This is a genomic window from Roseovarius nanhaiticus, assembly GCF_900156535.1.
Lineage (GTDB): Bacteria > Pseudomonadota > Alphaproteobacteria > Rhodobacterales > Rhodobacteraceae > Roseovarius > Roseovarius nanhaiticus.
In genome coordinates this window covers 243,339-267,626 of record NZ_FTNV01000001.1, presented here as the reverse complement: position 1 = coordinate 267,626, position 24,288 = coordinate 243,339, and the positions used below count along the sequence as shown (strand labels likewise).

At 62.2% G+C, this 24,288-nt stretch carries 23 protein-coding genes; 16 read left to right on the top strand and 7 right to left on the bottom strand.

Annotated features, from left to right (window positions below; genetic code table 11):
- Positions 1–151 precede the first annotated feature (151 nt).
- From BW975_RS01305 to BW975_RS01255, 11 genes are all read left to right on the top strand, one after another.
- A complete protein-coding gene (locus BW975_RS01305; protein WP_170846566.1) occupies positions 152–1,444 on the top strand; it encodes a PAS-domain containing protein in 1,293 nt (430 codons plus the stop codon).
- A gap of 40 nt (positions 1,445–1,484) precedes the next feature.
- Positions 1,485–1,964, top strand: coding sequence for a tRNA (adenosine(37)-N6)-threonylcarbamoyltransferase complex ATPase subunit type 1 TsaE (gene tsaE, locus BW975_RS01300; protein ID WP_076530291.1), 480 nt, complete (start codon positions 1,485–1,487; stop codon positions 1,962–1,964).
- Complete coding sequence (locus tag BW975_RS01295) at positions 1,957–2,967, top strand: aminoglycoside phosphotransferase family protein (protein ID WP_076530289.1); 1,011 nt, start codon at positions 1,957–1,959, stop codon at positions 2,965–2,967. Before tsaE ends, BW975_RS01295 begins: the two co-directional genes overlap by 8 nt.
- Positions 2,943–3,635 (top strand): nucleotidyltransferase family protein, encoded by a 693-nt coding sequence (locus tag BW975_RS01290; protein ID WP_076530288.1) that lies wholly within the window; start codon positions 2,943–2,945, stop codon positions 3,633–3,635. Before BW975_RS01295 ends, BW975_RS01290 begins: the two co-directional genes overlap by 25 nt.
- Positions 3,628–6,558 (top strand): double-strand break repair protein AddB, encoded by a 2,931-nt coding sequence (addB, locus tag BW975_RS01285; RefSeq protein WP_076530286.1) that lies wholly within the window; start codon positions 3,628–3,630, stop codon positions 6,556–6,558. Before BW975_RS01290 ends, addB begins: the two co-directional genes overlap by 8 nt.
- Positions 6,555–9,896, top strand: a complete 3,342-nt coding sequence (addA, locus tag BW975_RS01280; protein WP_076530284.1) for a double-strand break repair helicase AddA — start codon at positions 6,555–6,557, stop codon at positions 9,894–9,896. Before addB ends, addA begins: the two co-directional genes overlap by 4 nt.
- A gap of 54 nt (positions 9,897–9,950) precedes the next feature.
- Positions 9,951–10,271 (top strand): thioredoxin, encoded by a 321-nt coding sequence (gene trxA, locus BW975_RS01275; RefSeq protein WP_076530283.1) that lies wholly within the window; start codon positions 9,951–9,953, stop codon positions 10,269–10,271.
- Between the two features lie 123 nt (positions 10,272–10,394).
- Positions 10,395–10,952 (top strand): ATP-dependent protease subunit HslV, encoded by a 558-nt coding sequence (gene hslV, locus BW975_RS01270; protein ID WP_076530281.1) that lies wholly within the window; start codon positions 10,395–10,397, stop codon positions 10,950–10,952.
- 63 nt (positions 10,953–11,015) lie between these two features.
- On the top strand, positions 11,016–12,320 hold the full coding sequence (gene hslU, locus BW975_RS01265; RefSeq protein WP_076530280.1) for an ATP-dependent protease ATPase subunit HslU: 1,305 nt from the start codon (positions 11,016–11,018) through the stop codon (positions 12,318–12,320).
- Between the two features lie 133 nt (positions 12,321–12,453).
- On the top strand, positions 12,454–13,239 hold the full coding sequence (locus BW975_RS01260; protein WP_076530278.1) for a cyclase family protein: 786 nt from the start codon (positions 12,454–12,456) through the stop codon (positions 13,237–13,239).
- Positions 13,240–13,334: 95 nt separating this feature from the next.
- Entirely contained in the window at positions 13,335–14,558 is a 1,224-nt protein-coding gene (locus BW975_RS01255; protein WP_076530277.1) for an MFS transporter, read from the top strand.
- Here the strand turns inward: BW975_RS01255 and BW975_RS01250 are convergent.
- From BW975_RS01250 to BW975_RS01240, 3 genes are read right to left on the bottom strand one after another with little or no spacing between them, the layout of a single operon-like run.
- Complete coding sequence (locus tag BW975_RS01250; protein ID WP_076530275.1) at positions 14,541–15,134, bottom strand: Smr/MutS family protein; 594 nt, start codon at positions 15,132–15,134, stop codon at positions 14,541–14,543. The two genes, BW975_RS01255 and BW975_RS01250, sit on opposite strands and share 18 nt — an antisense overlap.
- Positions 15,134–16,135: a murein transglycosylase A gene (gene mltA / locus BW975_RS01245; protein WP_244512546.1), complete on the bottom strand. Its 1,002-nt coding sequence runs from the start codon at positions 16,133–16,135 to the stop codon at positions 15,134–15,136. Before mltA ends, BW975_RS01250 begins: the two co-directional genes overlap by 1 nt.
- A gap of 29 nt (positions 16,136–16,164) precedes the next feature.
- Positions 16,165–16,821: a Tim44/TimA family putative adaptor protein gene (locus BW975_RS01240; protein ID WP_076530273.1), complete on the bottom strand. Its 657-nt coding sequence runs from the start codon at positions 16,819–16,821 to the stop codon at positions 16,165–16,167.
- Between the two features lie 111 nt (positions 16,822–16,932).
- Between BW975_RS01240 and BW975_RS01235 the strand changes: the two genes are divergently transcribed.
- A complete protein-coding gene (locus tag BW975_RS01235; protein ID WP_076530272.1) occupies positions 16,933–17,442 on the top strand; it encodes an FxsA family protein in 510 nt (169 codons plus the stop codon).
- A gap of 63 nt (positions 17,443–17,505) precedes the next feature.
- Positions 17,506–18,015 carry a protein-export chaperone SecB gene (gene secB / locus BW975_RS01230; protein WP_076530271.1) on the top strand — a complete coding sequence of 170 codons (510 nt, stop codon included), beginning with the start codon at positions 17,506–17,508 and terminating at the stop codon, positions 18,013–18,015.
- Here secB and dnaQ read toward each other — a convergent pair.
- Genes dnaQ through BW975_RS01210 form a run of 4 tightly spaced genes read right to left on the bottom strand, consistent with a single transcriptional unit; the run spans position 18,012 to position 20,716 of the window.
- Entirely contained in the window at positions 18,012–18,704 is a 693-nt protein-coding gene (gene dnaQ, locus BW975_RS01225) for a DNA polymerase III subunit epsilon (RefSeq protein WP_076530270.1), read from the bottom strand. The genes secB and dnaQ overlap by 4 nt on opposite strands.
- Positions 18,697–19,290: a dephospho-CoA kinase gene (gene coaE, locus BW975_RS01220; protein ID WP_076530269.1), complete on the bottom strand. Its 594-nt coding sequence runs from the start codon at positions 19,288–19,290 to the stop codon at positions 18,697–18,699. Before coaE ends, dnaQ begins: the two co-directional genes overlap by 8 nt.
- On the bottom strand, positions 19,287–20,120 hold the full coding sequence (locus BW975_RS01215; RefSeq protein WP_076530268.1) for a shikimate dehydrogenase: 834 nt from the start codon (positions 20,118–20,120) through the stop codon (positions 19,287–19,289). Before BW975_RS01215 ends, coaE begins: the two co-directional genes overlap by 4 nt.
- Complete coding sequence (locus BW975_RS01210) at positions 20,117–20,716, bottom strand: Maf family protein (RefSeq protein WP_076530267.1); 600 nt, start codon at positions 20,714–20,716, stop codon at positions 20,117–20,119. Before BW975_RS01210 ends, BW975_RS01215 begins: the two co-directional genes overlap by 4 nt.
- A 403-nt stretch (positions 20,717–21,119) precedes the next feature.
- On the opposite strand from BW975_RS01210, the gene BW975_RS01205 reads away from it, so the two are divergent.
- The 3 genes from BW975_RS01205 (at position 21,120) to mnmE (ending at position 24,286) form a co-directional block, all read left to right on the top strand.
- Complete coding sequence (locus tag BW975_RS01205; protein ID WP_076530266.1) at positions 21,120–21,569, top strand: CopD family protein; 450 nt, start codon at positions 21,120–21,122, stop codon at positions 21,567–21,569.
- 121 nt (positions 21,570–21,690) lie between these two features.
- Positions 21,691–22,962, top strand: a complete 1,272-nt coding sequence (gene rho / locus BW975_RS01200; RefSeq protein ID WP_170846567.1) for a transcription termination factor Rho — start codon at positions 21,691–21,693, stop codon at positions 22,960–22,962.
- Positions 22,963–22,999: 37 nt separating this feature from the next.
- Positions 23,000–24,286, top strand: coding sequence for a tRNA uridine-5-carboxymethylaminomethyl(34) synthesis GTPase MnmE (mnmE, locus tag BW975_RS01195; protein WP_076530264.1), 1,287 nt, complete (start codon positions 23,000–23,002; stop codon positions 24,284–24,286).
- The last annotated feature ends 2 nt before the right edge of the window (positions 24,287–24,288 follow it).

Here is a 24,288-nt window from a genome sequence, read left to right as displayed (position 1 = left end):
CTTGCTTTGGATCATCGGGCGCATTTCGCCGACCCAACGCAGTTCCCCGGCCGGTGCAGCGCCGGGCCCCCGCGAGGCAGTGTTCCTTTTTGACGGTGACATTCTGACAGATCATGACGCTGGCGCGATGCCGCCCGGCGCCGGCGCGCAAATGAGTTGGGCCCAGCTGCGCGACTGGCTGGCGCCGCGTTTCGGGGATCTGCCCGACAGTCTCATGGACCTGCCCGAGCGCGGCAAGACCGATCTGCGCCCAAAGCAGAGGGACGACGGCGGGCGGGTCACGCTTTTGCGGACTGCCTACGGCACGCGCGTCAGCCTCAGCGATCCGGATCATGGTCACCCCGCCGAGCGGCACGAAATGCTGATCGCGACCGTCCGAATGAATGAGGTCACGCGCGCTTTCGACGACGCGCCTCAACCGATCTGGAAAACCGATGCTGCTGGCAACGTCCTTTGGCGCAATAGCGCGTCGCTGGCCGCGTTTGATCCCGCACTCTGCGATGCAGCGGAGCCGCCCAAGGGCGGCGGCGCCCTGCGTCTGCCCATCACTCCTGAGGGTGCGCTGCGCCCGCGTTGGTACGAAGTAACAAGCGCCCATCATTCTTGGGGCGCATTGCATCATGCCACCGACATTACCAAGATCGTCACAGCCGAGCGGATGCAGCGCGATTTCGTCCAGACCCTGACCAAGACCTTCGCTTATCTGACCATCGGCCTCGCTGTTTTCGACAAGAACCGCAAGCTGGCGCTGTTCAATCCGGCGCTGGTCGATCTGACCTCTCTCGGCGCGGAATTCCTCAGTGCTCAACCGCAGTTGATGGCCTTTTTTGACAAGCTGCGTGATCGCCGCGTCATGCCCGAGCCGCGCAGCTATGCATCTTGGCGCACCCAGATCGACGAGGTCATCGGAGCGGCGGAGGGCGGGCTTTATCAGGAAACATGGTCGCTGCCCAATGACGTGACCTACCGGGTTACGGGCCGTCCCCACCCCGATGGCGCGGTCGCCTTTCTCTTTGAGGATATCTCGGCCGAGGTGATGCTGGCCCGACGCTTTCGCTCGCAGTTGGACTTGCGGCAGGCGGCGCTCGACAGCCTGCCCGAAGCGGTCATGGTCGTCGGCCCGAATAATGTGCTCTCCTTTTGCAACAACGCAGCCATCGACTTGCTGGGCGTCGATCCGGATACCTCTTTTGCCGACATGTCGATCGGCGACCTGATGCGCGCCTGCTCGCAGGCGCTGCATGCGCCAGATGTCTGGGCCGAGGTCGAGAAGCAGATAAAACTGCGGCAACAGGAGGTGCCGCTGCGCAAGTCCGCCGAGATCGCCCCAGGCCACAGCCTGTCCTATCGGGTAGAGCTTTTGCCCGGTGGAGCGCGGATGCTGATCCTGCGGAGTTTTGCGGAACAGACATCCAAGGCGCCTGCCCGCCTCGCCGCCGGCTGATCTCGGTTGCAGGCTGCGGCGGCGCGTGTAGTGTCGCAGCATGCAAGACCGCGCGACCACCACCATCTTCTCCGACGGCCCCGACCGGACCTGCGCCATCGCAGCACGTCTGGGAGCAATGCTGAGCCCCGGCGATACTGTCCTGCTGACTGGCGATATCGGTGCAGGCAAGACGCATTTCGCGCGATGCCTCATCCAGTCCTTGCTGTTGCTGCCCGAGGATGTCCCGTCGCCCACCTTCACGCTGGTCCAAACCTATGAGGCGCGACCGGGTGCGATCTGGCACGCGGATCTCTATCGCCTGACCGATCCAAATGACGTCTCCGAACTGGGCCTTACCGAAGCCTTCGAAGGCGCAATCTGCCTTGTTGAATGGCCGGACCGGCTGGGCGATCTGGCGCCGGAAAATGCCCTGTCGCTGGAGATCACGAATGGACCAATCGCCGATGCGCGCGTCCTCACGTTTCGCGGTCAGGGCGAGACTTGGGCCCAAAAACTGGCGGAGATCGAACATGTCTGACCGAACCGCGCTGGCCCGGCAATTTCTGCAAGGCACCGACTGGGCAGATGCGCGCGTCGCACCCCTCGCCGGGGATGCATCGAACAGGCGCTACATGCGGGTTCATCGCGGCGATGAGACCGCCGTGCTGATGGACGCCCCCACCGAGCGCGGCGAAGATGTGCGCCCCTTCGTGCGCATCGCGCGTCATCTTTCTAGCCTTGGCCTCAGCGCGCCGCGCATCCTGGCCGAGGATACGCGCAATGGCTTTTTGCTGCTCGAGGATCTGGGCGATGATCTCTTTGCGCGGGTCATCCCGCGCGCTCCGGACCGCGAGGCCGAGCTTTACGGTGCCGCCACCGACGCGCTGGCGCATCTGCACGATCAGCCCCTGCCCGATGACCTTGCCCCGTATGATCCCGCCCTTATGGCCGACATGGCGGCGCTGGCATTCGAGTGGTACGCGGGCGATACCGACAGCCTGCGCCGGGCCGCCGCCCATGCCGCAATGCTTGCTGCATTGTCGGAGTATGCGAGCGACGCCTCTGTGCTGATCCAGCGCGATTACCACGCCGAAAACTTGCTGTGGCTGCCAGAGCGGGCCGGCATCGCGCGCGTCGGCCTGCTGGATTTTCAGGACGCGATGCGCGGGCATCCGGCCTATGATCTCGTCTCGCTCTTGCAGGACGCGCGGCGTGACGTGCCACCCGCTATCGAGCGCGAGATGATCACCCGCTACCTCGCGCGCAGCGGCGCCGATGCCGCCGCGTTTGACGCCGCCTACCACGTGCTGGGCGCCCAGCGCAATTTGCGGATCATCGGCGTTTTTTCCCGGCTTTGCCTGCGCGACGGCAAGGCGCATTACGTCGATCTGATCCCGCGCGTCTGGTCCTATCTGGAGCGGGATCTGGCCCATCCTGCGCTAGCACCGCTCGCGCCGCTTATCAGCGGCGTCCTGCCGGCGCCCACATCCGAATTTCTCAAGGATCTGAAACGCAGATGCGCAACGCCCCCGACGCCCTGATGCTCTTTGCCGCCGGGTTTGGCACGCGAATGGGCGCGCTGACCCGTGACCGGCCCAAACCGCTGATCGAGGTGGGCGGCCGCGCCCTGCTGGATCACGCGCTCGACGTCGCGTCAGGGGCCGGGATCGGACGCATCGCCGTAAACACTCATTACAAGGCCGAGCAGATCCAAGCGCATCTTGCTGGCCGCGATATTGCGTTGGCACATGAGCCGGACGAGATCCTTGATACCGGTGGCGGGCTACGGGCGGCGCTTCCATTGCTGGGCGATGGGCCGGTCTACACGATGAATACCGATGCTGTATGGCGCGGGCCGAACCCGCTAAGCCTGCTAGCCGGGGCGTGGGACGATAGCCGGATGGATGCGCTACTGCTTTGCCTGCCTCCAGATCAGGCGATCGGTCACACCGGGCAGGGCGATTTTCTGCTCGATGCAGAGGGCCGCGTGTCACGCGGGCCCGGCCTTGTTTACTCGGGGGCGCAGATCATCCGCACCGAAAGTCTGGCGGACATACCGGACAGAGCCTTTTCGCTGAATGTGGTTTGGAACAGGATGATGGCCGAAGGGCGCGCTTTCGGCACCGTCTATCCCGGCACGTGGTGCGACGTAGGACATCCGGGCGGGATCGCTCTGGCCGAAGCCATGCTGGATGCCGGCGATGTTTGAGAGCGCGGATGGCGGCGCACGCGTATTCGGCCTGCCCCCCGGCGTCGATTTCCCGGCCGAGCTGATCGCCGGCGTTCTGGCGCGCCTCGAGGGCCAGCCACCCGAGGCGCTGGGCCGCGTGCACCTGATCGTCAACACGCGCCGCATGGCGCGGCGCATCCAAACGCTTTTGGCACAGGGTCCAGCCCGGCTGATGCCGCGCGTGTCGCTTCTGACCGAACTTGGGCGCGACTGGACCATGGCCGATATCGCGCCGCCCGCCCCCCCACTTCGCCGCCGGCTGGAGCTGATCCAGCTGATCGCATCTCTTCTGGATGCGCAGCCCGATCTGGCGCCGCGCACTGCGCTTTATGATCTGGCCAGCAGTCTCGCCACCCTGATGGACGAAATGGAGGGCGAAGGCGTGTCGCCCGATGTGATCGACGCGCTCGATATCAGCGATCAATCCGGCCATTGGGAGCGTATTCGCGCTTTTCTGAACATCGTTCGGCATTTCACCCAAGGGCGCGGCGCACCGGGGTCCGAGGCGCGTCAGCGCCGGGTGGTCCAGCGCAAGATCGACACCTGGACGCTTTGCCCGCCCGACTACCCGATCATTCTGGCCGGATCGACCGGATCACGCGGCACCACTCAGATGTTGATGCAGGCGGTTGCCGCGCTGCCGCAAGGGGCGGTTGTCCTGCCGGGATATGATTTCGACACGCCGGACGCGGTCTGGAGCGCCATGGGCGACGCCATGCTGAGCGAGGATCACCCGCAATACCGTTTTCGCGCGCTGCGGTCTGTCCTCGGTCTTGGCGACGTGTCCCGATGGACGTCGGCAGAGCCTGCCAGCTCCGAGCGTGCGCGCCTTGTTTCGCTGGCCTTGCGTCCAGCGCCGATTACCGATCAGTGGCTGGACGAAGGGCCGTCCCTCACCGGGATCGGACGGGCGATGGAGGACGTCACCCTGATTGAGGCACCCTCGCACCGAATTGAAGCGCTGAGCATCGCGATGCGCCTGCGCGAGGCCGCCGAGACGGGCCAGACCGCCGCGCTGATCACGCCCGATCGCGGTTTGACGCGCCGCGTGGCCGCAGCGCTGGACCGCTGGGGCATCATCCCCGATGACAGCGCGGGCATGCCTCTGCACCTCTCTCCGCCAGGACGTTTCCTGCGCCACGTCGCCGAGCTGAGCCTGCGCCCGCTCACCGCAGAGGCGCTTTTGACGCTACTCAAGCATCCGCTCACACATTCGGGCGGGCGGCGCGGCGATCACTTGCGCTTGACGCGCGAGCTTGAGCTGCATCTGCGGCGCAACGGCCCTCCTTTTCCCACAGCCGCCACCATCGCCGCTTGGGCCGCCGAGCGGTCCGAGCCGATGGCGGCGGACTGGGCCGCGTGGGTGGGCAACTGCATGACCGGGCAGGAGGCGCCCGAGGCGATGCCGCTCACCGCCCGCGTGGCAACGCACTTGAAAACGGCCGAGGCAATCGCGGATGGCGCCGCGCCCGAAGCGCCCAGCGAGCTTTGGCAGAAGGACGCAGGCATGAAGGCGCGCGCCGTGTGCGATCTGCTGGCCGCCGAGGCACCGCATGGGGGCGACATCACTGCCACCGATTACGCCGCGCTTTTTGCTGCGCTGATGCAGGGGGAACAGGTGCGAAATGCCGAGGCGCCCCATTCCGGCATCCTCATTTGGGGCACGCTCGAGGCGCGAGTGCAGGGCGCGGATATGCTGATCCTTGCCAGTCTCAACGAGGGCAGCTGGCCTGAGGCACAGACGCCGGACCCTTGGCTGAACCGCGCGCTGCGCCACCGGGCGGGACTTTTGCTGCCCGAAAGGCGAATCGGCTTGGCCGCGCATGATTTCCAGCAGGCAGTGCTGGCCAAGGAAGTGTGGCTGACGCGCAGCATCCGCTCGGACGAGAGCGAGACGGTCGTGTCGCGCTGGCTCAACCGGATCCAGAACCTGATGATGGGCCTGCCGGACCAGGGCGGCGCGGATGCATTGAAGGCGATGCGGGATCGCGGGCAGATCTGGCTGGACCGCGCCGCGCAGCTTGAGGCAACCGAGCGCGTCCCTGCCGCCCCGCGCCCCGCGCCCTGCCCCCCGGTCGAGGCCCGGCCAAACCGCCTGTCGGTGACCGAGATCAAGCGCTTGATCCGTGATCCCTACGCGATCTACGCCAAGCACGTGCTGCGTTTGCGCCCGCTCGATCCGCTGATGAAGGCGCCTGACGCGCTCTTGCGCGGTATCGTGCTGCACGAGGTGCTGGAGCGGTTCGTGCAGGGCAGCGTCGACGCACCGGAGAAGCTGACGCGCGAGGCGCTGATGGATCTGGCGCAGGAAGTGCTGAGCGTCGAAGTGCCTTGGGCCGAGGCGCGCGCCCTCTGGCTGGCCCGGCTGGAGCGGGTGGCAGACTGGTTCATCGAGACCGAGGAGGCGCGCCGCGCCCTTGCCACGCCCACCGCCTACGAGGCTAGGGGCCAGGCGCAGATGGTCGATCTGGGCTTTACCCTTGTGGCAAACGCGGACCGCATCGATATCGATGCGCGCGGTTGCCTGCATATCTACGATTACAAAACCGGCAAGCCGCCCGGACCGACTGAGCAGGCGCATTTCGACAAGCAATTACTGCTGGAAGCCGCGATTGCCGAGCGTTCGGGCTTTGAGGGGCTGAGGCCGGCCAAAGTGGCGCGTGCTCTCTATATCGGCCTCGGCAGCGATCCCAAGGAAGAGGCCGCCCCGCTGGAGGACGAGCCCGCGGATGAGGTCTGGCAAGGGCTGCGCGATCTGATCACGGCCTATCGCACCCTGCGAAAGGGCTATGTATCGCGCCGCGCAATGCAGAAAACCATCGATACCGGCGACTATGATCAGCTGGCGCGCTATGGCGAATGGGACATCACGGATGATCCGACACGGCAGGAGGTGTCATGATGGAGCGTGATGACGCCACCCTGCGCCAGATCGCGGCGGCGCAGCCGGACAGGTCTACATGGCTTGGCGCCAATGCCGGGTCCGGCAAGACGCGCGTTCTGACGGACCGCGTCGCGCGGTTGCTGCTGAACGGGGTCGATCCACAGCACATCCTGTGCCTTACCTACACAAAGGCGGCGGCCAGTGAGATGCAGAACCGCCTTTTTGCCCGGCTGGGCGAGTGGGCGATGCTGGACAGTCCCAGTTTGGGCAATGCGCTGCGCGAATTGGGCGTGGATGGCACAATGGACGACGCCGCGCTGCGCGATGCGCGGCGCCTCTTTGCCCGCGCGATCGAGGCCCCGGGCGGCTTGCGTATCCAGACGATCCACTCTTTTTGCGCCTCGCTCTTGCGGCGCTTTCCGCTTGAGGCCGGCGTCAGCCCGCAATTCGTGGAAATGGAAGAGCGGACAGCCAAGCTTCTGCGTGCCGAGATCATCGAAGAGATCGCCGCCGGCCCTCACGCGGCCAAGCTGAATGCACTGGCGCGATTTCACACCGGCGAGACACTGGACGAGCTGACACAGGACATCGTGCGCCACGCCCCGATGCTGAGCACGCCCTGGACCGAGGCTGGCCTGGCAAATGCACTGGGCCTGCGCCCGGATGTCACCGCACGCAGCATTGAGAAAGAGGTATTTTTGGGCGGTGAAACGGCTCTATTAAGCCTTTTAGTGACTGAGTTGAGTGCCGGAACAGATACCGACTTTAAAGCCGCCGATAAACTACGCAGGCTATCTGTGCTGGATTACAGCGCATTGCAGACGCTTGAAGACGTATTTTTGTCCAAAGGTGGCAAAGCGCCATTTACCGTCAAATCCTATCCGCCCACCAAAAATGTCCGCGGTGCGCTGGGCGACACGATGGACCTGATCGACGCCTGGCGCCACCGGGTCGAGGCGGCCCGGCCCAAGCGCGTCGCGCTTGAAGCGGTGCGGCTGGCGACGGCTTTACAAGATTTCTCCCAGGTTTTTCTGCCCGCCTATGCCAAGGCCAAACAGCTGCGGGGCTGGCTCGATTTCGATGACCTGATCCTGCGGGCCAATGCCTTGCTGACCCGCTCGGACGTGGCCGCTTGGGTGCTGTTTCGTCTGGACGGCGGGATCGACCACATTCTGGTGGACGAGGCGCAGGATACCAGCCCGGTGCAATGGCAGGTGATCGATCGACTTGCGCAGGAATTCACCGCCGGCGAAGGCGCGCGGCAGAATGTGCAGCGCACCCTTTTTGTCGTGGGCGACAAAAAGCAGTCAATCTACTCGTTTCAGGGCGCGGACCCGCGCGAATTCGACCGCATGCAGAGCGATTGGGCCGACCGGCTGGAGGCGGCGGGCACCCCCCTGCAAAGCCAGCGACTGGAGCATTCTTTCCGCTCTTCCAGCGCCGTTCTGGACGCGGTGGACGCGGTGTTTCGGCCCCTCTCGGAATCGGGTTTTGCCCCCGATCAGAGACACATTGCGTTCCACAAGGACATGCCCGGCCGGGTAGATCTGTGGCCGATCAACCCCGAGCCGGACAAGGAAGACCCGCCCTTGTGGCACGATCCCGTCGACATCAGGGCGAAGGACGATCCCAATGTTGTTCTGGCCGCGCAGATTGCGGATCATATCGCGCGCATGATCGAGGACGGCCAACCGATCCCCGACAAGGGCGGTATGCGCCCCGTCCGGGCCGGTGATGTCCTCATCCTCGTGCAATCGCGCGGCCCGATCTTTCACGAGATCATTGGCGCCTGCAAATCCCGCGGCCTACCCATCGCAGGTGCCGACCGGCTGAAGGTAGGGGCCGAGCTGGCGGTCAAGGATCTGGCCGCGCTACTGTCATTTCTCGCCACGCCAGAGGATGATCTGTCGCTAGCCGTTGCCCTGCGCTCGCCGCTTTTGGGGTGGGACGAGGGCGCGCTTTACGATCTGGCGCACAAGCGCCACGAGAAATACCTCTGGCAGGCGCTGCGCGCCCGCGGCGAGGAATTTCCGGAAACGATGGCTGTGCTGGCCGATCTGCGTGATCAGGCGGATTTCCTGCGCCCCTATGATCTGATCGAACGAATTCTCACGCGTCACGACGGGCGCCGCCGCATGCTGGCCCGGCTTGGCCCCGAGGCCGAGGACGGTATCGACGCGCTTCTGTCTCAGGCGCTGGCTTATGAGCAACGCGCGGTGGACAGCCTCACCGGCTTTCTCATCTGGCTCGAGACCGACGCGCTCGAGATCAAGCGGCAGGTGGATGCAGGCGGCGATCTGATCCGCGTCATGACCGTGCATGGGGCCAAGGGCCTGGAGGCGCCCATCGTGATTTTGCCCGATACCGGAACTCGCAAGAACGAGGTCAAGGCGCAGATCCTGGACGTGGGCGGCGCGCCCGTCTGGAAGGCCAAGAGCGCCGTCATGCCCGACGCCCAGGGCGCGGTGATCGAACGGATGAAGGCCGCGCAGTCCGCCGAGCGGGACCGCCTGCTCTACGTGGCGATGACACGCGCCGAAAAATGGCTGATCGTCGCCAGTGCAAACAAGCCGGGTGACAAGGGCGAGACCTGGTATGAGAAGATCGAGGCCGGTCTGACGGATCTGGACGCCCTGCCCTATCCCGTGCACGGCGCCACTGGCCTGCGGCTGGAGAGGGGCGATTGGACCGGGCCGGACCGCGTCGCCGCCCCGGACAACGCGCCATCATTACCCCCACTGCCCGCATTCTTCCACACACATGCCCCCGCAATGGATAAGGATGCGCCGGCACGCACGCCCTCGGACCTCGGCGGGGCCAAGGCGCTTTTTGGCGAAATCGACACCGATCAGGATGAGGAAGCCGCCAAGCTGCGCGGTACCCACATCCATTCCCTGCTGGAGTTTCTACCGGCTCTGCCATCCGGGGATCGCGCAGACATCGCCGCGCGCCTCCTGCCCGATGCGCCGGATCTGACTGATTTGCTCGCCGAGGCCAACCGTAACATCGAGGCGCCTGCTCTGGCGCAGCTATGGACGGCCACGGCCCTGCCCGAAGTCGGCATAACCGCCGATCTGCCGGAACTTGGACGTTTTCAGGGCGTCATTGACCGATTGATCTTGACAGATGACACTGCGCTGATCGTCGATTTCAAATCGAACGCGTTGGTGCCGGCCACTGCCGAAGCCTGCCCCGAAGGCCTTTTGCGGCAGATGGGCGCCTATGCAGCGATGGCGGCCCTCGTCTATCCAGATCGACGGATTGAAACTGCCATCCTCTGGACGCGCACGGCCACGCTCATGCGGCTGCCGCACGATCTTGTGACATCTGCGCTAGCACGCGCGGCGGCAACTTGACCTCGGGCCATACGCTCCATACGTATCGCTAGAACCCAAACGCAGGAGAGACCCATGGCAACCGTAGCCGTCACGGACGACACGTTCGACGCCGAAGTGAAGAATTCCGACATCCCCGTTGTGGTGGATTTCTGGGCTGAATGGTGCGGCCCGTGCAAACAGATCGGCCCGGCACTGGAAGAGCTGTCGAGCGAGATGGAAGGCAAGGTCAAAGTGGTCAAGGTCGACATCGATCAGAACCAGCAAATGGCCGGTAGCCTTGGCGTGCGCGGTATTCCCGCGCTCTTCATCTTCAAGGATGGCGAGGTTGTCTCGAACCTCTCAGGCGCGAAGCCTAAGGCCGCGCTTCAAAAGTGGATCGAAGAGGCCATCTGAGGCCTTTGCCGCCGAAGTTTTAGAGGGGCGCCCGCTGCGGCGCCCCTTTTTGCTGCAGAATGCAAAACTTGCGATCCGGCGGCACGGCTTCCATATAGGCGCAAAGACCCAAGGAGGATCACGATGGCCAGCGAGCAATTTCCCGGATGGCACGGCACCACCATCATCGGCGTGCGCAAAGGCGGCGAGGTCGTCATCGCGGGTGACGGGCAGGTCAGCCTCGGCCAAACCGTGATCAAAGGCAGCGCGCGCAAGGTGCGCCGCCTCAGCCCCGGTGGCTTTGACGTCGTGGCGGGCTTTGCCGGATCTACCGCGGATGCGTTCACCCTGCTCGAGCGACTCGAGACCAAGCTGGAGGCCACGCCCGGTCAGCTGCAACGCGCCTGCGTCGAACTGGCCAAGGACTGGCGCACGGATAAATACCTGCAAAAGCTGGAAGCGATGCTGATCGTCACGGATGGGGCCGACCTCTATGTCATCACCGGCGCCGGTGATGTGCTGGAGCCCGAGCATGACGTGGCCGCCATCGGATCTGGTGGCAACTTCGCGCTCGCCGCTGCACGCGGCATGATGGACACCGATCGCAGCGCCGAAGACGTCGCCCGCGCCGCCATGGCGATCGCCGCAGATATCTGCGTCTACACCAATGGCAATTTGACTGTGGAAAAGATTGGCGGCTAACCCCACCGCTTGTCTTTCAGGCGCCTGTGCTTACGTCCGGGCCAGACCGCAAAAGGAAATCGCATGACCGACCTCACCCCCCGCGAAATCGTGAGCGAGCTGGATCGCTTCATCATCGGCCAGAAAGACGCCAAGCGGGCCGTTTCGGTCGCGCTGCGCAACCGCTGGCGGCGCAAGCAGCTGGGGGCGGATCTGCGTGATGAGGTCTATCCCAAGAATATCCTGATGATCGGCCCAACCGGCGTCGGCAAAACCGAGATCAGCCGCCGCCTTGCGAAACTGGCGCGCGCCCCCTTCATCAAGGTCGAGGCGACCAAGTTCACCGAGGTCGGCTATGTTGGCCGCGACGTCGAACAGATCATCCGCGATCTGATGGACAGCGCCGTCACAATGGTCCGCGACCAAATGCGCGAGGACGTGACCAGCGCCGCCCGCACCGCCGCCGAAGAGCGCGTCATCTCGGCCATCGCGGGCGAAGATGCGCGCGAGGGCACACGCGAAATGTTCCGCAAGAAGCTGAAGACAGGCGAGCTGGACGATACGATCATCGAACTTGAGGTCGCCGACACATCCAGCCCGATGGGCATGATGGACATCCCCGGTCAGCCGGGCGGCGGTCAGATGATGAATATCGGAGACATTTTCGGCAAGGCGTTCGGTGGTCGAAAGGTCAAGCGCAAGGTGACAGTGGCCGACAGTTACGACATCCTGATCGGCGAAGAGGCCGATAAGCTCCTCGATGACGAGACGGTCAATCGTGCCGCACTCGAGGCGGTCGAGCAGAACGGAATTGTCTTTCTGGACGAGATCGACAAGGTTTGCGCCCGCAGCGACGCGCGCGGCGGTGAGGTCAGCCGCGAGGGCGTGCAGCGTGATTTGCTGCCCCTGATCGAAGGTACGACCGTCAGCACCAAATACGGCGCGGTCAAAACGGACCATATCCTCTTCATCGCGTCGGGTGCCTTCCACGTCGCCAAACCGTCGGACCTTCTGCCCGAATTGCAGGGCCGGTTGCCCATCCGGGTCGAGTTGCGCGCCCTGACCGAGCAGGATTTCGTACGCATCCTGACCGAGACGGATAATGCCCTCACCCGGCAATACACCGCTCTCATGGGCACCGAGGAGGTGACCGTCGATTTCACCGATGACGGCATCGCCGCCCTCGCCCGTATCGCGGCCGAAGTGAACTCATCGCTTGAAAACATCGGTGCGCGCCGTCTCTACACGGTGATGGAACGCGTATTTGAAGAGCTCAGCTTTGACGCGCCGGACCGCGCGGGCCAGACCGTCACGGTCGATGCGGAGTTTGTGGATAAAAATCTGGGCGAGCTCGCAAAATCGACCGATCTCAGCCGGTACGTCCTCTAAACACGCAAAAGCAAAGATGCGGCGGGCCGCAACCTGAGGTTTGCCGCTATTTTGAGGAATTGCCCAATCGGGGTATCCTTCCGTTCCAAGACTCACGGTCGCACGCTGAGCGACATCATGGAAAGGATTGGATATGTACAAATCTGCAATCGCGGCACTTTGCCTTTCGACTTGCGTCACAGGGGCCATGGCTCAGGACCTGTCATCCGGCAAATGGATTGACCTCACGCACTCGTTCAACGCCGACTCGGTCTACTGGCCCACAGCCGATATGTTCACCCAGACAGAGGTTTTTGCCGGTCATACCGACGGCGGCTATTACTATTCGGCGTATAATTTCGCAGCGGCCGAGCATGGCGGCACCCATCTGGATGCGCCCGTCCACTTTGCTGAAGGGGCGATGTCAGCCGAGGAAATCCCCATCAGTCAGTTGGTTGGCCCGGGCTTCGTCATCGACGTATCGGCGCAGGCGGGCGAGGATCCTGATTATCTTGTGTCGGCCAAAGATATCGAGGCATTCGAGGCCGAGCATGGCGAGATCCCGGAAGGTGCTATCGTGTTGCTGAACACGGGCCGCGCCAGCCTCTATCCCGACCGCGAAAGCTATATGGGGACCGCAGCGCGCGGCGCCGAAGCTGTTGCCGACCTGCATTTTCCGGGCCTTGGACTGGACGGCGCCAAACTACTGGTCGAGCGTGGAATCGGTGCGGTCGGCCTCGATACGCCCTCCATCGATTACGGGCAGTCCGCGGACTTCTCGACCCATGTCGAACTGATGACGAACAACATCTCGGCGTTCGAGAACGTGGCCGATATGTCTGAACTCCCGCCTACGGGCAGCATGATCATCGCATTGCCGATGAAGATCGAAGGCGGCTCGGGCGGACCACTGCGGATCGTCGCGCATCTCCCGCAGTAAAGATGGCCCTTACGGGATCGGACGGGGGCTATTCCCCCGTCTGATTGGCGCGATTGCCGCTTTTCTTTGGCCCGCTTTCGCGCCACCAAGGGCGGATGCGCACCCTTGCCTTTCTTCGTGACAATGCTCGCTGGCTAAGCGCCGGCATTCTGCTGACCTTTCTCAGCAGCTTTGGGCAAACTTTCTTCATCTCGATCTTTGCGGGCGAGATCCGCGAGGGGTTTGGCCTCAGCCACGGCGAATGGGGCGGCATTTATTCGGTGGGCACTGCCGCCTCGGCCATCCTGATGGTCTGGGCCGGCGGGCTGACGGATATCTTTCGCGTCCGCGTCATCGGCGCCGTGATCGCTGTGGCTCTGGCCCTGTCTTGCCTTGCAATGGCCCTCAACCCGGTCTGGTGGCTCTTGCCACTGGTCATCTTTGCGCTTCGCTTTACCGGGCAGGGGATGAGCGGCCACATCGCCGTGGTCGGCATGGCGCGCTGGTTCATTGCCGCGCGGGGGCGGGCGCTCTCGGTGGCCAAACTGGGCTTTTCACTGGGCGAGGCGATCCTGCCGGTCTTGTTCGTTGCGCTGATGTTGATCATGGATTGGCGTATTCTGTGGCTGGTCGCAGCCGGAATTGCCCTCTTGGGCGCACCTGTTCTGTTGCTTCTCTTGCGGCAGGAGCGGACGCCCCAGAGCCATGCCGATTCGGACCAAAGCCTCGGGATGGAGGCGCGCCACTGGACGCGAAACCAGACCCTGCGACATTGGCTGTTCTGGTTCATGATCCCAGCGCTATTGGGTCCGTCGGCCTTCAATACCGCCTTTTTCTTTCACCAGGTGCATATCGCCGAGATCAAATCGCTGAGCCATGTCGAGCTGGTGGCGATGTTTCCCTTTTATACAGCCGTCAGCATCGGCGCGATGATCCTCAGTGGATGGGCGCTGGACCGAATTGGAACGCCGCGTCTGATCCCTTGGATGCAGGTGCCAATGGTCATCGCCTTCGCGCTCTTTGCCGTGGCAGGCGGTAGTTGGGGCATGGTCGCAGGATTCTTCTTCCTGGGTCTCAACACCGGGTTCAACAACACGCTGCCCTCGGCCTTCTGGGCCGAGTTTTACGGCACTCGCCATATCGGATCTATCAAGGCGATGTCGGCGGCGGTCATGGTACTGGGCTCCGCCATCGGGCCGGGCGTTTCCGGTGTGGCGATTGACCTCGGCATCGGGATCGAAACGCAGTTCTGGTGGATCGCATTCTTCTTCATGCTGTCGACCGCTTTGATGGTCGTCGGCGTGGGTCGGGCAACGCCGCTGTTATCTCGGTCGACGTAGATAGACGTAATAGGCGCCACCGCCACCGTGGCGGTTATGCGCATTCGTCACTTGCAGAACGAGACCCGCCAGAGGCGGCACGCTCAGCCAATGGGGCACGTTATGGCGCAGTATGCCGTGGCGCACGGGAATAGGGCCGCCGTCGTCACTGCGCCGCCCCTTGCCGGTGATCACGAGGACCAGTCGCTTGCCTTGGCCATGGGCTCGCAGGATGAAGCCGCGCAGCGCCCCATGCGCTCGATCCGCCGTCATGCCGTGCAAGTCGATACGCGCCTCGGGGCTGAGCTTGCCGCGCTTGAGCTTGCCATATGCCTTTTGGTCCATCGCAACGGGCTGCGATTTTAGCCGGTCGGCCAGGCCCGGCAACACATCATGTGCGGCGCCGCTGCGCGGGGCCTTCTGGCCCATCTTGAAATGCTGAAGCGGGGGAGGGGCCGCGCGCTCCGGCTCTGGCTTGGCGGGGGCTGTCTTGGGCGCGGCCTTGGGGCGCGGCTGGGCCGGGTGCATAGCCTCTGCCGTGCGCGCGACCTGGCGCCAAAGGTCCAGCTCTTCGGGTTTGAGGCGGCGGCGTGACATCAGATGGCATCCGGCGCCAGGGCATAGGCCCGCTGGATCGGCATCAGAACCAGCATCCGGCCAGGATCCTTGAGCTGCCCTGCCGCTCGGCCCGCCGCATCGCCCGTTCCCATGAACAGATCCGCTCGCTGCGCGCCCTTGATGGCCGAGCCGGTATCCTGCGCAATCATCAGACGGCGCACCGGGTCAGCGCCATCCTTTTCGATCCAGACGGGCGCCCCGAGGGGCACAAATTTCGGGTCCACCGCCACGGACCGCCCCGTGGTGATCGAGCGGTTCATGGCGCCGCGCGGGCCGCGATCCGGGCGCAGATCGTCAATCTTGCGGAAAAAGACATAGGACGGATTGTGCATCAGCAATTCGGCGCCCGCCTCGGGATTGCGGCGCACCCAATTCTTGATCACCTCGGCCGAGACCTGATGAATGCTGTAGATGCCGCGCCGGACCAGCTCGGCCCCAATCGAGCGATATTCGTGCCCGTTTGATCCCCCATAGCCAACGCGGATCATGGTGCCGTCGGTCAGACGAATTCGGCCAGAGCCTTGGATCTGAAGAAAAAACAGCTCGACCGGGTCATCAACCCAAGCAATTTCCAAGCCGCGGTTTTTCATGACGTCGCTGTTTTCTATCTCTTGCCGGCGCAGCCATGGGGACACGGCACGCGACTCGGGCGGCTCGCGGTATAGAGGATAGCGGTAGCGGGAGTTTGGCCTGAGGGAGCCATTCAGCTCAGGCTCGAAATAACCGGTAAAGAGCGCGTCGCGCCCTTCCGAGATCAGAACCGGCCTGAAGAAAAGTTCAAAGAATTCGCGCGGGCCGGGGCTGTTCTGCGCCAATGCGCAGAGCGAGCGCCAGTCGACATCCTTCATGTCCGGGCAAGTGTCGTTAAAGACCTTGAGAGCGGCGGCGTGATCATCCTCGGCCCAGCCATCGAGGTCGTTGAATGTGAGGATATCGTAACGCGCCTCGGAGATGGCGGCCCCGGGCAGTGAGGCCGCCATGACTGCTAGCGCGGCAATAGCCGCCTTGATCATTCGCCGGTGGCGACGAGCCGCCAGTTGGGATCGTCGGCGCCCATCATGCGCTCGAATGTCCAGACGTCTTTTTGCTTCTTGGACTTGCCCGGTTCGCCCTCGATAATCTCGCCCTTGTCGTCCTTGACGACTGATATCAGTTCGCCCACAAATTTCACGGTGATCGCGGCGACCCCGTTATTGAAGGTGGCATTCGAGAGGGTCATATCGCGGATACCGATAAACTCGGCGTCAATCGTCAGGCCCTTTTCCTCGCGGATCGCGACCACCTCGGCAAAGCTGTCATAGACATCCTCGGACAGAAACTCGCGCACCTCTTCCATCTCGCCGCGCTCGAAGGCCATCAGGATCATCTCATACGCGCCGCGCGCGCCGCCGAGGAAATCCGAAACGCCGAAGGTCGGCTCGGCCCGCTTCATGTCGGCCAGCGCGGCAGCGCTTTCGCTGTCTTCCGGTACATGGTCGATGATGTCGCGGTCAGGCCCGCCCTCGATCACCTCAAGGTTGTGCGGGCGCGGGCCCTGCGACGATGGGGCACGTGCCTCGGGGCCCGGCTCATGGCCGCCGCGGGTTCCCAGGACGCTTCTCAGCCTCAGGATCAGAAAAACAGCGATGCCCGCGAGCACCAAAAGCTGCAGAATGGGCGAGTTCATGAGCACCTCATCAGGGCAATACGTTGAAATCCGGTTGACTGGCCTCTTATGTAGGGGGCAAGGCGGGTCAAGTCCACCTTGGCGCGTCGCAAACCCGAAGGACAAACAGCCATGTGGCTTCTCTTAGCGTTCATCATCGTTCCCATGGTCGAGATCGGCCTCTTCATTCAGGTCGGCGGATGGCTGGGCCTTTGGCCAACCCTTGCCATCGTTCTGCTGACTGCGATCCTTGGAACGTGGCTTGTCCGGGCCCAAGGCGCTCTGGCGCTGAGCGAGCTGCGCGGCTCGCTATCGGGGCAAAGCGATCCGACAGAGGCGCTGGCAAACGGGGCCATGATATTGGTTGCCGGCGTTCTACTGCTGACGCCGGGGTTTTTCACCGATGCCGTTGGCTTTGCATTGCTGACGCCGCCCTTTCGCAAGGCGGCCTTCGTATATCTGCGCAAGCGGGTGAAGGTTCAGACCTTTTCCAGTGCGACCCCCAATGGGCGCCGTGGGCCACGTCCCACGAATGGCGCGAACACCATCGAGGGAGAGTATGTCGAGCTTGACCCGGATGATGCGCCACAGGATGATCCGCCGCGTTCCGGGCGGCGTCCGTCCGGCTGGACCAGGGATTGAGGCGCTGCAGGCGACCTGCTAAACCATTCGCCAGACCGATATCCACGTAATCAGGAGATGACGATGGCCGAGCAGGAAAATGGTGCAGCCGGCACCGAACAACCGCAACAACCGCAAATCAAAATGCACGTTCTCACGCAGTTCGTGCGCGATCTGTCCTTCGAGAATATCCTTGCCCAGCGCGGGGCGGGCGGCGAAGTGCAGCCCGATGTGACGGTCAACGTCAATCTGGACGCAAAAAAGCGCAGCGCCGATCATCAATATGAGGTGATCGCCAAACTCAAGATCACCTCAAAGAATAAGGGCACCGAGGACGATCTGTTCCTGCTCGAGCTGGAGTATGCCGGCGTCTTTCATGTCGAGAATGTCCCGGACGATCAGCTTCATCCGTTCCTGTTGATCGAATGTCCCCGCATCATGTTCCCGTTCTTCCGCCGCATCGTGTCGGATGTGACGCGCGATGGTGGTTTCCCGCCCCTGAACATGGAAAACATCGATTTCGTGTCGATCTACCGAAACGAGATTGCTCGTCGCCAAGCCGCGCAAGAGCAGCAGCCCAGCGGCACTGCCTAGGAGGTTTTGCGCCAGAGCGGCGCATCACCCAAGGTTTCGATGAAAACGTCATGCGCGGCGGCCTCGGCTTCGGTCAGCCGCGCGGGCAAGGGGGCAGGGCGCGGGGCGGGTCGCCATGTGTTTTCCGTCTCTGCTCCGCTGGTTTGGCTCTGAGTCTGGCCCAGGATCAGGCCAGGCTGACGCCCGCCGATCAATTCCAGATAAACTTCCGCCAGAATTTCAGAGTCCAGCAGGGCGCCGTGCAATGTGCGCGCGCCGTTATCGATGTTGAAACGACGGCACAGCGCGTCGAGCGACGCGGGCGAGCCCGGGAATTTCTTGCGCGCGATTGCAAGCGTGTCGATCGCCTGCTCCCACGGTAGTTGCCGTTTGTTCAGCCAGCGCAGCTCGGCATTGAGAAACTTCATATCGAAGGCGGCGTTGTGAATGACCAATTTGGCATCGCCAACAAATTCTAGGAATCCGTCCGCGATATCGGCAAATACAGGTTTGCCGCGCAGAAAGTCATCGCCCAGTCCATGCACCTTGAAAGCGTCTTCGGGCATCGCGCGCTTGGGGTCGATATATTCGTGATAGGTGCGCCCGGTCGGCATATGATTGAGCAGCTCGACGCCACCGATTTCAACGATGCGGTCGCCCTGCTCAGGCTCGAATCCGGTGGTTTCCGTGTCCAGAACGATCTCACGCATGGGCTATCTCCTGTCTGATGGCCGCAATCACAGCCTGCACCTGCGCCCGGGCATGTTCAAGCGTGTCAGTCTCAATGACCCAGGTCGCGCGGGCACGTTTTTCGGCATCGGGCATTTGCTTGGCCAGGATCTTGTCCAATTGCGCTTCGGTCATCGTGCCGCGTTCGAGAACACGCGCGCGTTGAACCTCGGGCGGTGCGGTAACGCAGACGGTGCCGTCGGTCTGCATGTCATAACCGCCCTCAAAAAGCAGGGGGATGTCGAGAACGGCAATCTCGGCGGTCGTCTCGTTCAAAAACGTTGCTCGGTCTGCGGCGACGAGCGGATGAACGATGGCTTCGATGCGCCCCAAAGCCGTGGGATCGTCTGAAATGGTGTGCTTCAACGCCTCGCGCGACACCGCGCCATCCTCTATGGCATCTGCAAATGCCGCAGCCATCGGGGCGACAGCGGCGCCACCTGCCGAATATAGGCGATGAACCGCAGCATCCGCATCCCAGAGCGCACATCCTTCATCCTGAAACATGCGCGCCGTTGTCGATTTTCCCATCCCTATGGATCCGGTCAAACCGAGAATATAGGTCATCGCAGTGCAGCAGCGCGGGTGGCGCTATCGACCTCGGGGCGCAGACCGAACCATCGCTCGAACCCCGGCACGGCCTGATGCAGCAACATACCCAAGCCATCAACGGTGTGGCAGCCCATTTCGCGCGCGGTCTCCAGCAGCTTTGTCTCAAGCGGTGCATAGACAATGTCGGTGACCACGGCGCCCTTTTGCAGCCCATCGAGCGGGACTCGCAGCGGCGCGTTGCCAATCATGCCAAGCGATGTGGTGTTCACCACAGTCGCTGCATAATCCATCATGTTACCCGCCTGTACCCAGTCAAACACGCGCACCCGCTTGCCAAATTCCTGTGCCAACGCATCGGCGCGGACCCGTGTGCGATTGGACAGCAGGATTTCAGGCACGCCCGCATCCAAAAGCGACGCTATGACCGCACGCGACGCGCCACCTGCACCAAGGACAGCGGCAGGCCCGCGACGCGCGTCCCAGTCAACGCCCGCGCTTTGCAAATTCTTGATGAAGCCGTAGCCGTCCGTATTATCAGCGTGGATCTTGCCATCCTTGCGAAAGATCAGCGTATTCGCGGCCCCAATCAGCGTGGCGCGATCCGTGACCAGATCCGCGATTTCCAGCACCTTTTCCTTGTGCGGAATCGTGATGTTGACGCCGACAAAACCCGCCTTGGGCAAGTTGCGCAGCACTTGCTCAAGATCATCGGCGACGACATCCATGGGGATGTAGTGACCTTTGAGACCATGCGTCCTGAGCCAGTGGTTATGAATCTTGGGCGAGCGAGAATGCGCGATGGGTGATCCGATAACACCGGCGAGGGGGATGCGCTCGCTGCTCATGCTTTGATCTCCCCACGAATGGCCAGGAACGAGATCAGCTCAAGCAGAGGTAGGCCAAGTACATGAAAATGATCACCGGTGATGCGTTGAAACAGCCTCACGCCTTCTTCCTCAAGTTTATAAGCGCCAACCGAATGACGAATGCTATCCCAGTTGCGCGCGATATAGTCGTCCAGATAGTCATTCGATACATCACGCATCTGCATCTGCACAACACCGACGTGGCGCCAGATCGGGCGCCCGCCCTCGCAGATGACAGCCGCCGAAATCAGGCGATGGGCCTTGCCCCGCATCCTGCCCAGCTGCGTCCGCGCCTCTTCCGGGCTGGCAGGCTTGGAGAGAATATCGCCGTCGAATGCCAGCACCTGATCGCAGCCAATGACCAGCGCATCCGGGATGCGTTCACTGATTTTCTGGGCCTTCAGTTCTGCGAGGGCATCAGCGATGTCACGCGGTGGAGCTTCCTCGGCGAGGAGGGCAGACTTGACCGCGTCCTCGTCCACGCGCGCGGGCTGAACCTCGTGCGGGATGCCCGCGCGGGTAAGCAGGTCGCGCCGGATCGGTGATTGCGACGCCAGGATGATGCGGACAGCCATGTGGAAAACCCGAGGAGCAAGTGCTGTGGAACACGGGGTAGATATCCCCAATTTACCATCTTTGCCACTGCCCCGTGGAAAACCGTGCATCTCCGCCCAATCTTCAGGTGTCCTATCCCGTCGTGGATTGTATTAAATCTGCCCTCTGAGCGACTCATCCAAGACGCACAGTCATCCACAGGGTTTTCCATTCAAAGAGCAGCCCGATGACCCAATTTTTCAATGCTTCAAGTTGCGACGATGAGCGTTTTCCACAGGCTGCTAAAGCCATGACCCGATCTGTGATTTATCCTGTGAAGAACTGAGTAATCCACAGTGAGGCCAGCCCCCATCTAAATCATCATCCTTTTCTATATTTCTTATTTATTATTTAAGGAGGCCAAGAAAACGAGGACGCCCACGAATGACTGATCTGCTGGCCAGCCTGTACCCTTGGACCAAGTCGCTTCACATCGTGTCGGTGATTGCGTGGATGGCGGGGCTGTTCTATCTGCCGCGTCTTTTTGTTTACCACGCCGAGGCATCCAAGCCCGGTGATAGCCGCGATGAAATATTTCAAGTGATGGAGCGCAAGCTGCTTAGAGCCATCATGATTCCATCGATGGTGTCGACGTGGCTGTTCGGTCTTTTGCTGGTGATGACGCCGGGCATCGTCGACTGGGGGTCGATCTGGCCCTGGGCCAAGGCCGCAGGTGTGCTAGGCATGACATGGTTTCATCACTGGCTCAGCTTACGGCGTAAGGAATTCGTGGCCGGAACCAGCGATATCACGGGCCGCACATTCCGCATCATGAACGAAGTGCCGACGATCGCGCTGATCGTCATCGTGTTCTCTGTCGTCCTGAAATTCTAGCGCCGATTGACTTGGATCGGGGGACCGCGTATCAGGCGATCCATGGCCCCCGTCCGGGATAAGCCTGCTTCATTTTCCTGTCTGATCTGACCTGCGCCAATAGCGCGCCCGAGGTAATTCCATGTCCGAAGACCGCCTGAACCTGTTCGACCTCAAGGCGCATACCGCCAAAGACCTTCTGGCAATGGCCGAAGAACTGGAAATCGAGAACGCCTCGACGATGCGCAAGGGCGAGATGATGTTCTCGATCCTGAAGGAGCGTGCCGAGGATGGTTGGCGCGTGTTCGGCGATGGCGTGCTGGAGGTGCTTCAGGACGGCTTTGGCTTCCTGCGCTCGCCCGAGGCGAACTATCTGCCCGGCCCCGATGACATCTACGTCTCGCCCGATATGATCCGGCGCTATTCGCTGCGCACGGGGGACACGATTGAAGGCGAGATGAAGCAGCCAGACGAGAATGAGCGCTATTTCGCCCTGACCAGCGTGACTCAGATCAACTTCGAGGATCCCGAGCGCGCGCGTCACAAGATCGCTTTTGACAACCTGACGCCGCTTTATCCGGACGAGCGCCTGACGCTTGAGATTGACGATCCGACGGTCAAAGACCGTTCGGCCCGTATCATCGATCTGGTGGCGCCTATAGGTAAGGGCCAGCGGTCGCTGATCGTGGCGCCGCCGCGCACCGGTAAGACGATGATCATGCAGAACATCGCGGCCAGCATCGAGCGCAACCACCCTGAGTGCTACCTGATCGTCCTGTTGATCGACGAACGGCCCGAGGAAGTCACCGACATGCAGCGCTCGGTCAAGGGTGAGGTCGTCAGCTCCACCTTCGACGAACCCGCTACGCGCCACGTTGCCGTGAGTGAAATGGTGATCGAAAAGGCCAAGCGCCTGGTCGAACATAAGCGAGATGTTGTGATCCTTTTGGACTCGATCACAAGACTTGGTAGGGCGTACAACACAGTCGTCCCATCCTCGGGTAAGGTTCTGACTGGTGGTGTGGATGCAAACGCACTCCAGCGGCCCAAGCGGTTCTTCGGCGCTGCGCGGAATATCGAGGAGGGCGGATCGCTCACCATTATCTCGACCGCTCTGATCGAAACCGGTAGCCGCATGGACGAAGTCATCTTTGAAGAGTTCAAGGGTACAGGCAATTCCGAGCTGGTTCTGGATCGCAAGATTTCGGACAAGCGCGTCTTCCCTGCCATCGACATTCTCAAATCCGGCACGCGGAAAGAGGAACTTCTGGTTGATAAGCTTGATCTGCAGAAAACCTTCGTATTGCGCCGTATCCTGAACCCGATGGGCACCACGGACGCCATCGAGTTCCTGATCTCAAAGCTGAAGCAGACCAAGAACAACGCCGAATTCTTTGACTCAATGAATACCTGATATCGCCCCTGGCGGGCGACTGCCAAGGGAGGCGGGTATGGATACGATCTATGCATTGGCGTCGGCGCAAGGAAAGGCCGGCGTTTCCGTCATCCGGGTATCAGGTCCAACGGCGCATGCGGCATGTGAGTTGCTCTGCGGTGATGTGCCGCCTGCCCGGCAGGCAACCTTGCGTAAATTGCGTGATACAGATGGACAGGCGCTGGATCAGGCGCTTGTTCTGATCTTTCACGCTGGCTCCAGCTTTACCGGCGAAGACAGCGTTGAGTTTCAGGTTCACGGCAGCAGCGCGGTCGTGGCGGCTGTGTCGGACGCATTGTCGCGGATTGAGGGTGTACGCCTTGCTGAGCCCGGTGAATTCACGCGCCGCGCTTTGGACAATGGCTGCCTTGATGTCGCCCAGATCGAGGGGTTGGCCGATCTCATAGACGCCGAGACAGAAGCGCAGCGGAAACAGGCCTTGCGGGTGCTATCGGGCGATTTAGGCGTTCGCGCAGAGAGTTGGCGCCGCGATTTGATCCGCGCTGCGGCATTGATCGAAGCGACAATTGATTTTGCGGATGAGGACGTGCCGGTCGATGTGTCGCCCGAGGTAAATGAATTACTGGGGAGGGTCACAGGTGATCTGGCACGTGAGATTGCCGGAACCCGAGTGAGCGAGCGTATCAGGTCCGGCTTCGAAGTGGCCATCGTTGGGGCGCCGAATGTCGGGAAATCTACGCTTTTGAATGCATTGGCAGGGCGCGATGCCGCAATTACCTCAGATATCGCGGGAACGACGCGAGATGTTATCGAGGTCCGAATGGATCTTGCCGGTCTGCCGGTGACATTACTGGACACGGCTGGATTGCGCGAAACCGAGGATAAGATCGAAGCGCTCGGAGTTGATCTTGCACGCCGTAGGGCTGTGACCGCGGATTTAAGGGTGTTTTTAATCGAACCCTACGCCGAGAAACCGGACCTGTACCAAGCAGAAGATATTGTTCGCACCGCAAAAGGGGATCGTCAGGCTGGAGAACACCCTGGTGTGTCAGGTCAGACCGGCGAAGGTCTGGACGATCTTGTGGCCAGCATTACCCGGATATTAGCCGATCGCGCGACCGGAGCAGGCATTGCCACAAGGGCCCGGCACCGCTCGGCAATGGAGCGGGGCCTCGAGTCACTTCATCGAGCCCGGGATCTACTTGCCGGCGGAGAAGAGACGGCGGATATCGCTGCCGAAGAAATGCGGACGGCTGTTCGCGCCCTCGATTCTCTGGTAGGGCGGGTGGATATCGAAAACGTGCTGGATGAAATCTTTGCCAGCTTTTGCCTTGGCAAGTAAGG